The organism is Pseudomonas sp. RGM 3321, assembly GCF_022836805.1.
Taxonomy (GTDB): domain Bacteria; phylum Pseudomonadota; class Gammaproteobacteria; order Pseudomonadales; family Pseudomonadaceae; genus Aquipseudomonas.
Genome location: NZ_JALHBH010000105.1, coordinates 126,093 through 140,534, shown reverse-complemented (window position 1 = coordinate 140,534; position 14,442 = coordinate 126,093). Strand labels below are relative to the sequence as shown.

Genomic DNA, 14,442 nt, shown 5'->3' with positions numbered 1-14,442 from the left:
AGGCCAGAGAAAAAAGACCGGAACGATGGACGGGAGAAACACGCAACTGGAACCCGATAGGGACGGTGTATCTGAATCCTGAAAGGGAGCTGACTGTGGTGGTAAAGGTCGCGTAGCACGCGGTGGATGCGACAACTACCTTGAGAAACGCCGGTTTGAACAAGGAATATGAGGCTTGTTTTTTCCTCGTTTGAAGTTGTTGTAGGCAACCCTGATCTCATCGGTATGGTCATTGGCGCGACCGTCGACCTGGTACAGAGGAACCGCTTCGCCCGGTTTCACTACGCTTTCCGCTGTGACGACCAACTGATCGGCTACCAGGCCAATCGATATTTCAAAATGCCCCCACCCCTTTGGCATGCCCTCAAACCGGCCCCCCAAACTGAAACTCGCAAGAGGATCGCGCAGCAAATCATTTGCCTGCCCACGAACAACCGCATCGCCACTCTGAATTGATCGTGTGATGTCTTCAAGACGGCTGCCTTTGGCCAGCCAGTTGAGCAAGCGGATAGCTTCAAGGACGTTGCTCTTGCCCGAAGCGTTGGCACCGATTAAAAAGGTCATGGCCGCCAGCGGAAGACTTGCACTCTCGTAACTCTTGAAGTTTTTCAGCTCAATCGAAATCAACATGCTTTCGAAACTCGCACATGCGTCATCAAGTCGTTCTCCAATAATCGATGTTGCCCAAGTGCATGGAATCCCCGCTGCGTTGAGCTTTTCATACTCAGGTCAAGAATTTAACACTATTCCTGACATGGCAAGTCGCCAATGCTGCGAGCGCAGATTACGATTGCTCGGCTCCGTGAAGCTGACTGACAGGCGCATGCTCGGCCATCAGCTCGGTAATCCAGTCAATGAACACACGTACCTTGATGCTGATATGCCGGTTCGGCGGGAATGCCACGTACATCGGCATGCTGTCCAGCTGCCAGTCTTTGAACAGCGGTATCAGGTCACCGCGCACCTGATGCTGCCTGGCCATGTAGTCCGGTAGCCAGAGAATGCCCATTCCGGCCAGGCCTGCGGCAATGTAGGCATTGCCATCATCCACCGCCAGCGTATAGCGGCCCTGCACATGGACCTTCTCACCGTCGCGGTGCATGGCGTATGGCAGCGCCTTGCCGGTGCGTGCCCACAGGTAACCAACGATACGGTGGGCAGAATCTTCAAGCTCGCGCGGGTGAACAGGCGTGCCCATTCGCGTTAGATAATCCGGCGCGGCGTACACACCCAGTTGCAGGTCGCCCACGCGCCGCGCGATCAGTGACTGATCGGTTATTTCGCCACCGCGCACAACGCAGTCAACGTTTTCGCCAATCATGTCGACAATACGGTCGCTGACGCCCATGTCGATCTGGATGTCCGGATAGCGGGCATGGAAACCAGGCAGCGCAGGCATCAACAGCATGCTGGCCAACGGGCTCGGCACGTCCACGCGCAATCGACCTCTGGGCAACGACGTCGCACCGGAAAGGCTGGTCTCCGCGTCATCCATGTCGGCCAGCAGCCTGACCACGCGCTCGTAATAGGCTGCGCCGTCGGCAGTCACGTTGACCTTGCGTGTGGTGCGGTTGAGCAGCCTGACCCGCAGGCGTGCCTCCAGTTGCTGCACCAACTGCGTCACGCTGGTCTTGCTCATGTGCAGCGTGGCGGCAGCCTTGGTGAAGCTGCCTGTTTCCACCACTCGGGCAAACGCTTGCATCGCGTCAAAACGGTCCATTCTCGCCCTGCCTGTCTCGTCGCGCTGGCCTGCCGGATTGTTTGGGTTCCCCAAACAGTGCTGAGTACGGTTGCTCGTTTATCGGTTCGGCGCAAGTCCCTACAGTGGCTTCACCACTGATTTCAGGTCACTCGACCCTTTGATGGAGGCACCCATGCCACACCGTGACGTCGTTTTCCCCGCTGGTCGTCAGGCGCTTTACGAGCGCAATCGCTATTCGCCCGCGGTACGTTCCAATGGTTTTCTGTTTGTTTCTGGTCAAGTGGGCAGTCGCGAAGACGGCTCACCGGAGCCGGATCTCGAAAAGCAGGTGCGCCTGGCGTTCACCAACCTCAACGCCATTCTGCTGGCCGCTGGCTGCACGTTCGATGATGTGGTCGACGTGACGGTGTTCATTGTCGACCCCGAAGCGAAGTTCGAGCATATATGGAAGGTGGTCCCGGAATTCTGGGGCAACGCGCCCCACCCGACCCTGACGGGCGTCGGCGTCACCTGGCTTTATGGCTTTGATTTTGAAATCAAGGTGATTGCCAGATTGCCGGAAACTGCATGCGACTAGCGGGCAGCTCAGCTGCTGCGAATCGGTACCACGCGGTCGCTGGCATAAATAGCCGCGGGCTCTTCAAACTGCTGGAAGAATTGTCCGGACACCACATGATCAAGAAACTGCGCCTGGTCTTCAGTGGCGTGCAGCATTGGCGAGTAGCCATCGGCATCGAGCACTGCAAAAAGACGTGCCTTGCGTTCATGCGCCACAGCGATGAACGCTCTTTTCTCTTCGTCGGACATCGCCGAAAAGCAGTCAGACAGATTTTCCAGCGAGCGCACCGCCAGATCCTGGTCGAGCTGATCGTCATCCGTGAACATCAAATGCCAGACGAAATCGAAAGAAAGCTCAGCGAGGGCACGCATATACGGGTTCCGTAGTGTTGAGAGACGCGAGAGTCACTGTTCACTTCAATTCGGTCAAGCGCTAAAGGATGACCTGCGTCAAGTGAAGCACTTTAAATGACTGAGTGTCGCTTTCGAGTCATGGATAAGGAGGGCACGGGGTAGGCTCAGCAGGCGATGAATGCCGGATTCTCGATCAGCAGCGCCATACCCTGCCCGCCACCTACGCAGGCGGCGGCAATCCCGTAGCGCAGGTTTTCTTCGCGCAATTGCCTGGCCAGGGTCATGACCAGACGTAACCCGGTGGCTGCCAACGGGTGGCCCAGGCCCAGTGAGCCGCCCAGACAGTTGAGTCGTTCGCTTTCCAGTTCAAGCGTTTGTGTCACAGCCAGCATCTGGGCCGCCTGCGCTTCGTTTATTTCCAGCCGGCCAATGTCGCTCAGCGCCAACCCACTGCACTGCAATAACAGCTGGATGGCAGGTGTCGGGCCAATGCCCATGAGCTCTGGAGCGACGCCAATCACAGCACTGGCCAACAGGTGCGCCAGTACCGGTCTTTCTGACTGCGAAGCGCGGCCCACCAACGCCGCTGCCGCGCCATCGACCACCGCACAGCTGTTGCCTGCGGTCTGCACACCATCAGCATGAATGGCGCGCAAACGGGATAACGCCGCCAGGGTGGTCGCTCGCGGATGGCTGTCCTGCGTGACCGTTTCAGCCCCTCGTGGCAACTCGATGCCGCGCGGCTGATACCCCTCCAGCTCAAAGCGCTGGCTGTTGACCGGCACAATTTCGCCAGCCCATTGGCCGCTAAGCTGCGATTGCAGTGCGCGCTGATGGCTGAGCAATGCATAACCGTCCACGGCTTCACGACTCAAGCCGTAACGTTTTGCAAGATTGTCCGCCGTAGCGATCATGTCCATTGCCGGTGCCGGGTCGTACAACGCTTCCCAGAGAAAGTCCTTGAACTGCACAGCGCCGCCCAGCGGGAAACCATCGCGATGGGTATAGGCCGCAATCGGGTTGCGCGACATCGATTCGGCAGCAACGCACAGCGCCATCTGCCCGCCTTCGCTCACGTGCTGAGCGGCCTGACGCAACAGTTCGAGACCTGTGGCGCAGATGCGTTGCACGCCCAGCGCCGGAACGCTTTGCGCGACGCCGCTGTACAGGCCGATATGCCGGGGCAGCAGGTACGCATCGAAACTGGCTTGCGCCATTGAGCCAGCCAGTACGCTGTCGACCTGATCAGGCTGAATGGCAGCACGCGCCAGAACCTCACGACCGACCTTTATACCCAGATCGATGGGTGAGATATGCCCCAGAGCGCCGCCCAGATCGACCCACGGCGTGCGTACTGCGTCGACAATGGCCACGTCGCAGAACGCCAGATATTGCCCGCCGCTGCTCATGCCGTCGGCTCGGCACTGAGTTTGTCCGGGGACTGATCACGATAAAGCGCTTCGACTATTTCTGCCCGCCACTGCAGCACCGCACGCTGGTTGATCGACCCCTTATCGGTGATTTCGCCACGGTCAATAGACGCGGGTTCGTCAAGCAGCACGATCCATTCAAGACGGCTGGCATTGCCATTTGCACCTTGATTCAGGCGGGTCAGCCATTCGCCGAACCACGCACGTACCGGCGCACTGGCCAACACCTGCGCATCAGAAGCCTGTGCATCCAGCCCGGCCAATTGACGACATTCATGCAACCTTGGAAACACCAGCGCACCCAGGCATTCGCGATCAGGCGCGGTAATGACCACATCCTGCACGTACGGCGAGCCTTCCAGCACTGCACGGTTGCGCATGGGTCCGACACTTACAAACACGCCGGACGACAGTTTGAAGTCCTCGGCAAGACGCCCGTCGAACATCAGGCCCAGCTCGGGCGCCGCAGGATCGGCGAGCTTGATCGCATCGCCGGAGCAATAAAAACCGTTTTCGTCGAACACGTCGGCAGTCTGCTGCGGCGAGCGCCAGTAGCCGGGCATGATGTGCGGACCGCGGAAACGGCCTTCCAGCTTGCCGTCCACCGGCACCAGACACACTTCGCAACCGGGCGCAGGCAAGCCGATATAGCCGGCCATCGACAGCGGTCCGGTGGTGAACGTACAGGAAGGCGCAGCCTCGGTCATGCCCAACCCCGCCATCATGCGAATACGTTCGCCACAATGCTGCTCGGCGACACGGTCAAGGCGATCCCAGATACTTTGCGACAGGCCGGCAGCGGCGAAGAAGAACAGTTTCATGCGCGAGAAGAATCGCTCACGCAGTTCGGCGTCCTGCTCCAGCGCGCTGACCAGCTCTTCCCAGCCTTTGGGCACGGTCAGGTAGGCCGTCGGCGAGATTTCCTTGAGGTTGCGCAGGGTTTCGGCAAAGCCCTGAACGGTCGGTTTGCCGTTGTCCAGATAGAACGTGCCACCGTTGTACAGCACGATACCTAGGTTATGGCTGCCGCCGAAGGTGTGATTCCACGGCAGCCAATCGACCAGCACGGGCGGCTCTTCGCCGAACACCGGAAATGTCTGCAGCAGCATCTGCTGATTGGCACACAGCATGCGCTGCGTGGTCACTACGGCCTTGGGTAGTTTGGTCGAGCCCGAGGTGAACAGGAACTTGGCGATACTGTCCGGCCCACTGGCCAGAAAAGCCGCCTCGGCTTCACGGCCGCCCGGCTGATCGAACAGGCTGGCGAAACTTAGTGGGCGCCTGCCAGCGAGTTGCCCGCGCACAGTGATGATCGGCGTATCCGCTGGAATGACCGCGTCAATGGCGCGCTGAAACGGCGCGGCGTCGCTGACAAATACCAGCCCTGGCTGCAACACTTCGCAAACATGCCGTAGCTTGGCGAAATCCTGGGACATGACTGAATACGCTGGCGATACCGGGCAATAGGGAATCCCCGCGTACATGGCACCCAGTGCAAGCTGCAAATGCTCGATGTCGTTACCCGATAGCAGCGCCAGCGGCCGCTCGGCGGACAACCCATATGCCAGCAGGCTCTGCGCGATGGCGCGCACGTCTTTGAGCATGTCGGCGTAATTGACCTTGCGCCAGCCACCACGGCTGTCGCGGGCGGCAATAAAGGTTTGCTGCGGACGGATGCTGGCCCAGTGCACTAATCGGTCGAGCAAGCGATCGGGTAATTGCGCCAATGGTTCCAGGGCGCGCATATGCAAAATGCCCTGCTCTTCCCGCACCTCGATGGGCGGATGACCGATGGAGACCTGGCGATAGCGTGGTGAACTGTCTTCACTGTACAGCGTTGATGATCTGATATCGGAACTCACGTGCGTTCTCTCCATCAAGGTACGCAGACACCCAACGGCTTGCAGCGGTTCGGGCCGAGCGTAGCAGCACCAGGCTGCAACCTTGTTATTGTTATGCCTGACTTGCCGGCGACACGGTCTTTTGCAACAGTTGGGCGACGCCAGCACCGGAGGATTCAGATCGGGTAGTGCCGCGGCCCGTTTTGCAAGGTTACCCAGCGCAACTGGGTAAAATGCTCGATAGAGGCCTTGCCGCCGAAACTGCCATACCCGCTGGACTTGACCCCGCCAAAAGGCATTTGCGCTTCGTCGTGCACAGTCGGTCCGTTGATGTGACAGATACCCGACTCGACTCGCTGCGCAAGCGCTAGAGCGCGGCTGGTGTCGCGACTGAAAATCGCCGCCGAGAGGCCGAATTCCGAATCATTGGCCAGCCGCAATAACGCCTCGTCACCGTCGCCACGGATCACCACAGCCACCGGCCCGAAGGACTCTTCGCGGTACAGGCGCATGGTGTCAGTCACGCCATCGAGCAACGTCGGTTGCAGAATGCTGCCCTGTAACTGCCCGCCAATCACCAGCGTTGCGCCCAGACCCACGGCGTCGTCGATCAACGCCTTGATGCGCGTGCCAGCCCCGACATCTACCAGCGACCCCAGCACCGATTCACTGTCATCCGGGTTGCCGGCACGCAACGTTTCGATCTTGGCGGTCAGTTTCGCAACAAAGGCATCCGCCACCTTCCGATCAATGATCAACCGTTCGGTGGACATGCAGATCTGGCCCTGATTGAAATAGGCCCCAAATGCGGCCGCTTCCACCGCCGCGTCCAGATCAGCGTCGTCCAGCACCAGAAACGGTGCCTTGCCGCCCAGCTCAAGCAGTGCCGGTTTCATATGGCGTGCCGAAAGCTCACCGACGATACGCCCCACATGGGTCGAACCGGTGAAATTGACTCGACGCACGGCAGGGTTGGCGATCAGACGCTCGACAATCGCCGCAGCATCGGCAGGCGCATTGCTGATCACGTTGACGACACCGTCGCCCAGCCCGACATCCTGCAATACCTGACCGATCAGCCGATGCACCGCAGGGCTGAGCTCCGATGCCTTAAGCACCACAGTGTTACCGCAGGCAAGCGGCATGGCGATGGCGCGGGTAGCAAGAATAACCGGCGCATTCCACGGCGCGATGCCGAGCACCACGCCGCAGGGTTGGCGCAGTGCCATGGCAAAGCAGCCGGGCACATTGGAGGGAATGACTTCACCGGTAATCTGCGTGGTCATCGACGCGGCTTCGCGCAGCATGTTGGCGGCCAGCTGTACGTTGAAGCCATACCAGTTAGCCATTGCCCCGGTTTCGCCAGCGGCAGCGATAAATTCGCCACTGCGCGCCTGCAACTGCTCGGCGGCCTTGAGCAGACGCGCTCGACGCTCGTCGGGAGCCAGCGCCGCCCAGGCGGGGAACGCAGCCTGAGCAGCCGCGACTGCCGCATCGGCATCTTCCAGGGTCGCTGCGGCCACACGCGAAACCACTTCGCCTGTCACCGGGTTGCAGCGTTCAAATGTACGTCCATCACGGGCGGGGCACGACTGGCCGCCAATCAGCAGGGGCACGTCCAGCATGATGATTCCTCTTTGTTATTGTTGTTCAAGAGCAGCCTCAAACCTTGAAATGCAAGCCTCAAGTCAAGGCCTCACGCTTGTAGCTTGTTACCGCTTATAAGCTTCCAGCCCTGGCTTGATGCTCTTGTCGTCGAGGAATTGCTTCATGCCTTGCTCGCGCCCGCCTTCCTTGTCCAGCAGGCGTGACTGATCGAGTTTGGCATACAGGTAGTCTTCGTTCTGCTCCCAGGTCAGTTCGCGGCAGCGCTTGAAGCCATGCTTGGCGGCGCGCAGTACCACCGGGTTCTTTTCCAGCAGATTGAGGGCAAGGTCAATGGTCACCTGACGCAGCTGTGCCAGCGGCACGCTCTCATTGACGAGCCCCATTTCAGCGGCTTTCTTACCATCGAAGGTCTTGCCGGTCATGATGTAGTAAAGCGACTGGCGATGACCCACGGTATCGGCCATAGCCTTGCTCACCAGGTTGCCAGGCGGAATGCCCCAGTTGATTTCCGACAGCCCGAAGGTCGCTTCATCGGCGCAGATCGCCAGATCACATGCCACCAGCGGGCTGAACCCACCACCGAAACACCAGCCGTTGACCATTGCAATGGTCGGTTTGGCGTACATGCGCAACATCTTCCATTGCCACTGGGAGGCCTCGCGGCGGATTTTTTCCTGAAGAATCTCCGGTCCGGCGTCCACCTCACGAAAGTACTCCTTGAGGTCCATGCCGGCAGTCCAGGCCTCGCCCGCACCGGTCAACACCAGAACACCTGCGTCGGGATCCTGCTCGAGTGTTTCCAGCACATCGATCATTTCACGGTTCAGGGTCGGGCTCATGGCATTGCGCTTTTCAGGCCGATTGAGGATGACCCACGCGATACCTTGCTCGATCTCGACCTTGACGGTTTTCCAGCGACCTTCGTACTTGCTCATGGCGATACTCTCTTGTTCTTGGCTTGACGGTAGCTCAAAGCTAAACGGCAAATATAGTTATGTCAATTAACTGTTATCGTTATTAATTAAAAAGTCGGCACTCTGCCTGCATAGGCTGGTCACAGTGACGTATACCCCATAGCTATCGTTCGCTAACCTCGGCAAACTGATCGGCTGATTGACCCACCCCATCAAAAGGACTGCACTTTCAATGGCCAAGCCATCCGACATTGCCGACATTTGCCAGGCCTCCGCACAGGTTGCCGAAGCAGCTTTGCCAACGGATTCTGCGCTGGATGATCTGATCGGTTATGCCATGCGCCGGGCACAGCTCAAGCTGTTCCAGAACCTGATCGGACGTCTTTCCGCCCACGACCTGCGCCCCGCGCAGTTCTCGGCGCTGGCGATCATTGAGCAAAACCCCGGCCTCATGCAGGCAGACCTGGCCAAGGCGCTGGCAATCGAGCCGCCGCAGGTCGTACCGTTGCTGAACAAGCTCGAAGAGCGTGCGCTGGCCGTGCGGGTTCGCTGCAAGCCGGACAAACGCTCGTATGGCATCTTCCTCAGCAAGAGCGGCGAGACACTGCTGCGCGAACTGAAACAGATCGCCATCGACAGTGACCTCGATTCCACTTCGGCGCTGGATAATCAGGAACGTCAGGACCTGCTCAGGCTGCTGAAAAAGGTTTACCAATCATAAAAATCCGTCATCGACGGCGATTTTTGCCGTCGATGACGGGCTGATTACCAGAGCGGCAAGCTGTACTGAACAATAAAGCGCGTCTGGTTTTCATCGCGAAAGGCGGCGCCTGCGGGGAAGTCGTTGCGATAGATCGACTTGCGCGCCAGCAGGCCTATATTCTTTAGCGGGCCGCTCTGAACGACGTAGCCCAGTTCCATCTGAAACTCACGTTCCTTGCGATCATCGGCATTGAAAGCGGCCAGTTCGATGTTGTCGCCGCGCACATAACGCAGGCGACTGCGTAACCCGATAAGCCCCACGGCAGTGAAGTCATAGTCGTAAATGGCTTGCCAGGTACGCTCCCTGGCATTGAGAAAGTCAGAACTCATGGTCATCTCGCTCAACCCCATCAGTTCGGTACCCGATAGATAGGGCGTAGCGGTATCGCCGCTCGAATACATATAGCCAAGACTGACGCTGTGCCCTCCCCACTTGTAACCTAGCAGCGCCGACAGGTTCTGGTTATCCACTTCTCCGGCTTTCGCGCTGCCAGTGTCGCTACTGAAAAAGCTGCGCAGATCGGTGGTCAGTTCGCCGTCGCCAATCGCCACTTTGTGCAGCAGCGCGAGCGTGTTCTGAGTATAAAGATCGGCCACTTCAGCGTGATACGCGCGTACGCTCAGCTCCTTGTTGACCTGATAGTCGCCCCCGGCATAGACCATGTGCGATGACGTTGCTGCACCATTGAAGCGCCGGTTCGGCGAAGCGATGGTCATCGCCTGATAATTGCTGGAGTCGCGCTTGTTGACCCGGTCGATATAGCCGGCATTGAAGGTCAAGCCTTCGATGTCCTTTGAAGTCAGCGTCGTGCCCCGAAAGGTCTGTGGCAACAGGCGTGAGGGGCTGGCGAAAGCAAACGGCAGAAAAATCGAAACGTCGCCCGTCTTGATTGTGGTTTCGCGGAATTTAAGCTTGCCGGTCAATGCCAGTCGGGAATACTCGTCAGCAGCCCGTCCGTCGCTGGCTGATACCGGCAATAGCTCGGTTCCGCTGCGGTCTGGCGAGGAATCAAGCTTTACGCCCACCAGCGTTCGCGCATCAAGACCGAAGCCCACCGTTCCTTCTGTAAAGCCGGATTCGGCGTTGATAATGAACCCCTGCGCCCACTCCCGTGTGGCCGTTTTGGCGCCATCGTCCTTGTAATCACGGTCCATATAGTAATTGCGCAGCGTCAAGGTTCCGTGGCTGTCTTCCAGAAACCCCTGAGCCTGTGCGGGGTCAGGTATAGCGCTAACGCCCACCAGGCCCAGCGCGAGACCGCAATTTTTTCGACGGAAAAAGAGAGTTGACACAGCTCTTGCTGCACCACGAGTGAGCGTTGGCATGTTGGATGTCCACTTATTGTTGTTGTTTTTGGATTCGGTCCAGCGCTGGCCGCAGGCCCGTCGACGGAGAATTGGAGGATTTCGTATCGACGTCAATCCAGAGCGACCGATAATCGAACATTAATAACAGTAACTACTTTACTGTTACTCTTTAAAACCCAACCTAACTAAATGTTTTAAAAAGAATAATTCCTACTTCTATTGAATTTTATGAGCGGATTCATTTTTTAGTTATTTTTGTTACCTTGATCAGCACCTGTCACGACGCCGTCGTCGGCGCTCGGGAACAGGCTTTCCTCACAACAAAAACAACAATGAGGCTTGCCATGAACAGTCCGTTGCGTCGTTCGACGCTGACCATCGTCTTATGTTTTATCGTCGCACTCATCGAAGGTTTCGACCTGCAGGCTGCCGGGACGGCGGCTGCGGGACTGCGTCAAAGCTTTGCCCTTGACCCGAAAATGATGGGCTGGGTGTTCAGTGCCGGGATCATCGGGCTGCTGCCGGGCGCTTTTTTTGGCGGCTGGATCGCGGATCGTATCGGCCGCAAGAAGATTCTGGTGAGCGCAGTACTGCTGTTTGGGGTCTTCTCACTGAGCACCGCTTATGTCGAAAGCTTTTCTGCCCTGTTGCTGGTGCGCTTCATGACCGGCCTGGGGCTGGGGGCTGCGCTGCCCAACCTGATCGCCTTGTGCGCTGAAGCTGTCGGCGAACGCCATCGCGGGCTCGCCATCAGCGTCATGTACGCAGGCGTTCCGCTGGGCGGAGCCCTCGCTGCTGTGGTCGCGATGTTTAGCAGCGAGCACTGGCAGACAACCTTCATCATCGGCGGTCTGGTGCCGTTGCTGGTGGTCCCGCTGATGATCATGTTACTGCCCGAATCCAGCGCCTTTAAACAGCAGACCACTGCAAGCGCTATGCGGCATTCAAGCGCCAGCGCACTGTTCGGCGACGGCAGAGCTCGCACGACACTGGCCTTGTGGATCGGCTACTTCTTTACCCTGACGGTAATGTACATGCTGCTCAACTGGTTGCCGTCGCTGTTGATCGGTCAGGGTTTCAGCAAACCGCAGGCAGGTATGGTGCAGATGCTGTTCAATATCGGCGGCGCGCTGGGCTCGTTGCTGGGCGGGTTGCTGCTCGATCGCTGCAATGGCATCAAGGTCGTGCTGTTCGTCTACGCCGGTTTGCTCGCGGCGCTGGCAGGCGTGGGTCTGTCGGTCGGTATCGTACCGATGGCCCTTGCCGGGTTTGCAGCCGGGGTGTTTGTCATCGCCGCGCAGTTGGTGCTGTATGCGCTGGCCCCGCCCGCCTACCCGACCTCGGTACGCGCCACCGGTGTGGGGGCTGCAGTGGCCATCGGCCGTCTCGGTTCGGTCGCCGGTCCCCTGGCAGCCGGACAACTGCTGGGCGCTGGCGCCGGAACCGCCGGCGTACTGCTGGCCACCTCGCTAGGCCTGGTGATTGCCGCACTGGCGGCGATCACAGTGCTGTCCAGGTCAGTCGCCATCGAGAAGCGTGAGCTCAAGGCTGCAGAGTCGAGCTGATCAAGGCCCTTTTCGCCAACAAGCGAAGCTTCGCCCGGTCCACTCCCACGGCCTCCGGCCAGAATCAAAAGCGGATTTATGTATAACAATGAGCAATCCGTGTCACATCGTTCTGGGGGTTAAGTGAGATTTGTTTTAGATCTCAGGCTGTTTTTTTGATCGCGATGGCACTGTCGACGCAGAGTGCGACGTTAGTGACGGCTGAGTCCTGGCGCTGATCCGGGGGTAGCCTGGCAGGACGCCAGGCTAGCCGCACCGCGCCATGGATGGCGCGTTGCGGCGACCCCCGGATCAGTGACAGGGCGAAGGAACCCGACGAAGTCGGGCCGGAAACCGGAGCGAAGGGGTTTGCCTACTTTGGCCCCATCAAAGTAGGTCGCCGAGGGGCGAAAAGGTGACCTGAGCCGAACCTCAGTCCACCTGACATAGCAGAACCCTTGTGTGACGCAGAGCGTCACGAACTGCATTCCAACGCGGAGCGTTGGAACGATAGTCAAAACAATCTCATGCCTTACAGCTTGTGCAGAAAATTCAGCACCAGCTTGTTGCCTTCGGTGCGGTTTTCCGCGCCCTGTTCGAAGTAGCTGTTAACCGTCAGGACGTTTTCCTTGCTGAAGGCATACAGTAAGCCCGGGCCGATTGCCCAGACTTTTTCCTTGCGGCCACTGACGTCATGGCCATCCACCTGGGTGTCCGTGAACTGCTTGAGCCAGTAGCCGTTGAGACCCAGCGAAAGCTGTTCGGTCACTGCGTATTGCAAGGTCAGGTTGGCATGCAGCGCCTGGCCCGCCTGAGTGTCGGAGACATTGCCGAACCCGGCTTGCGGGTCGTCATTCTTGCCGTTCCACAAGTACATGAAACGCCCGCTGGCCGACCATTTCGGGGAAAACCAGTAAGTCGCGGCGTAGTACGGGTTGAACGACCAGAAGTTGCTGCCAGGATTGATCGAGCGATTGCGATTGTAGGCACCAACCGGGATCGCAATGTCCGCCTCGATACGCTGGGTCAACAGCGGGCTGCCATCAGCACGAGTGATCGTCGGTAACTGCAGAAACGGGCCGATGATCACATCACCAAACCCTGCGCGTGAACTCAGCGCGGTGTTATCCAGACCATCGTCCACGTCGGCATGCGCCAGCGACGTGTTGATTGCGGTAATACCCGGCATCGCGCCATTGGCCAAAGGCTGGCCGACGTAAATCAGCTGCGTGGTCACGGCCAGTACATCCACATCCTGTTTGGGAAGTTGCAGTTTGTCGCCATTCACGTCATTGAAGCGATCGGCCCTGGCGTAGTTCAGGTACTCCTCCAGATACCAGCCTGGCCCTGCCGGGGCTGGCGATCCGTCGTAGAAGCTGGTGTTGCCCAGATTGAGGCCGGGCAAGTCATAGGCGTGGACGGTTGATGAAAGGCCGATGATTGATACGGTCGCAACGGTACGCAAGATAGACTTGGGCATCTTGTGATTCCTGTACTTATTGTTGTTGTTTTTCAATATCCCCGACGCCACGAGCGTGCCGTCGGGGTTGCACCGTTTGCAGCCATTACACGTAAGAAGCTGCCAGCCCTCCGTCTACCGGCAAGTTGACACCGTTGATCCAGCGCGATGCGTCGGAGCACAGAAACGCAATCACCTCGGCCACCTCGTCGGCCAGCGCAGGACGCTTCATGTGCAAGCCGTCACGGGTAACCCGTTCCTGGCCGACCATGCTGACAAAATCCCCCAGAATAGGCGTGAACACCGGGCCCGGCGCGACACAGTTGACGCGCACCGACTGCTCGCGAAACCACTCTTGCGACTGCTGAAAGCTCCAGACAATCAGCGCCTCTTTGAAGTACTGGTAGCAGGTCTCCTGAGCCACCGGGTTGGTTGCCAGCCACGCCTGCCCTTCGCTGTAGCTTTCAGTGGCGGCCAGCGCCTTGTGCAGTTCCAGCCGTTTAGCCCATTGGTCACCGAGTATCGAAGATACGTTGACGATACTGCCGCCCGGGGCCATGCGCGGCAGCAGACACTGGGTCAGATGGCGCAGCCCCAGGTAATTCACTCTGGCGACCGCTTGAACCGGCGCAGTGCCGGGCACGCCGGCAATGTTGCACAGGGCGTCGATCTGCCTGGGCAAGCGCTCGACCAGCGCATTGATACTGTCAGGATCAGCCAGGTCCGCCTGGAAGAATCCGTCCACGGTCAGTTGCGGTTCATGGCGATCGATGCCAATCACTCTGGCACCTTGAAAGCGCGCCATCCTTGCCAGCTCAGCGCCAATTCCGGAGGACACACCCGTAACGATCAGTGTTTTATTATTCAGGTTCATAGTCACGCGCTCTTATTGTTGTTGGATCACGTTTTGTCGCTGCATCACATCACATCACTACTTGCAATAAAGCATAGAAGCCCGGGCA

Annotated in this window: 12 protein-coding genes and 1 pseudogene; 3 read left to right on the top strand and 10 right to left on the bottom strand. The window is 58.6% G+C overall.

Going from position 1 to position 14,442, the window contains the following annotated elements:
- Positions 1–147: 147 nt before the first annotated feature.
- Together RGM3321_RS11430 and RGM3321_RS11425 are read right to left on the bottom strand one after the other, a co-directional pair.
- Positions 148–630: pseudogene (locus RGM3321_RS11430) on the bottom strand (AAA family ATPase); the annotation flags it as partial.
- 154 nt (positions 631–784) lie between these two features.
- The gene (locus RGM3321_RS11425) at positions 785–1,720 is read right to left on the bottom strand and encodes a LysR family transcriptional regulator (protein ID WP_244393133.1); all 936 of its coding nucleotides are present in this window, start codon (positions 1,718–1,720) and stop codon (positions 785–787) included.
- A 154-nt stretch (positions 1,721–1,874) separates the two neighbouring features.
- Between RGM3321_RS11425 and RGM3321_RS11420 the strand changes: the two genes are divergently transcribed.
- Positions 1,875–2,279 (top strand): RidA family protein, encoded by a 405-nt coding sequence (locus tag RGM3321_RS11420; protein ID WP_244393132.1) that lies wholly within the window; start codon positions 1,875–1,877, stop codon positions 2,277–2,279.
- Positions 2,280–2,287: 8 nt separating this feature from the next.
- Here the strand turns inward: RGM3321_RS11420 and RGM3321_RS11415 are convergent, their stop codons facing one another.
- From RGM3321_RS11415 to RGM3321_RS11395, 5 genes are all read right to left on the bottom strand, one after another.
- Entirely contained in the window at positions 2,288–2,632 is a 345-nt protein-coding gene (locus tag RGM3321_RS11415; RefSeq protein ID WP_244393131.1) for a hypothetical protein, read from the bottom strand.
- Positions 2,633–2,778: 146 nt separating this feature from the next.
- Positions 2,779–4,023 (bottom strand): thiolase family protein, encoded by a 1,245-nt coding sequence (locus RGM3321_RS11410; protein ID WP_244393130.1) that lies wholly within the window; start codon positions 4,021–4,023, stop codon positions 2,779–2,781.
- Positions 4,020–5,906 carry a feruloyl-CoA synthase gene (locus RGM3321_RS11405; RefSeq protein WP_244393129.1) on the bottom strand — a complete coding sequence of 629 codons (1,887 nt, stop codon included), beginning with the start codon at positions 5,904–5,906 and terminating at the stop codon, positions 4,020–4,022. The genes RGM3321_RS11410 and RGM3321_RS11405 overlap by 4 nt, the downstream gene beginning before the upstream one ends.
- A 155-nt stretch (positions 5,907–6,061) precedes the next feature.
- Positions 6,062–7,510, bottom strand: a complete 1,449-nt coding sequence (locus tag RGM3321_RS11400) for an aldehyde dehydrogenase (RefSeq protein WP_244393128.1) — start codon at positions 7,508–7,510, stop codon at positions 6,062–6,064.
- 87 nt (positions 7,511–7,597) lie between these two features.
- Complete coding sequence (locus tag RGM3321_RS11395) at positions 7,598–8,428, bottom strand: p-hydroxycinnamoyl CoA hydratase/lyase (protein WP_058402866.1); 831 nt, start codon at positions 8,426–8,428, stop codon at positions 7,598–7,600.
- Positions 8,429–8,639: 211 nt separating this feature from the next.
- Here RGM3321_RS11395 and RGM3321_RS11390 point away from each other — a divergent pair, with 211 nt between their 5' ends.
- Complete coding sequence (locus RGM3321_RS11390) at positions 8,640–9,128, top strand: MarR family transcriptional regulator (protein ID WP_244393127.1); 489 nt, start codon at positions 8,640–8,642, stop codon at positions 9,126–9,128.
- 44 nt (positions 9,129–9,172) lie between these two features.
- Here RGM3321_RS11390 and RGM3321_RS11385 read toward each other — a convergent pair whose 3' ends face one another.
- A complete protein-coding gene (locus RGM3321_RS11385; protein WP_244393126.1) occupies positions 9,173–10,495 on the bottom strand; it encodes an OprD family porin in 1,323 nt (440 codons plus the stop codon).
- A gap of 326 nt (positions 10,496–10,821) precedes the next feature.
- On the opposite strand from RGM3321_RS11385, the gene mhpT reads away from it, so the two are divergent.
- The gene (mhpT, locus tag RGM3321_RS11380) at positions 10,822–12,042 is read left to right on the top strand and encodes a 3-(3-hydroxy-phenyl)propionate transporter MhpT (protein ID WP_244393125.1); all 1,221 of its coding nucleotides are present in this window, start codon (positions 10,822–10,824) and stop codon (positions 12,040–12,042) included.
- Between the two features lie 511 nt (positions 12,043–12,553).
- Here mhpT and RGM3321_RS11375 read toward each other — a convergent pair.
- A complete protein-coding gene (locus tag RGM3321_RS11375) occupies positions 12,554–13,501 on the bottom strand; it encodes a transporter (RefSeq protein WP_244393124.1) in 948 nt (315 codons plus the stop codon).
- Between the two features lie 85 nt (positions 13,502–13,586).
- Positions 13,587–14,354, bottom strand: coding sequence for a coniferyl-alcohol dehydrogenase (locus tag RGM3321_RS11370; RefSeq protein ID WP_244393123.1), 768 nt, complete (start codon positions 14,352–14,354; stop codon positions 13,587–13,589).
- Between the last annotated feature and the right edge of the window lie 88 nt (positions 14,355–14,442).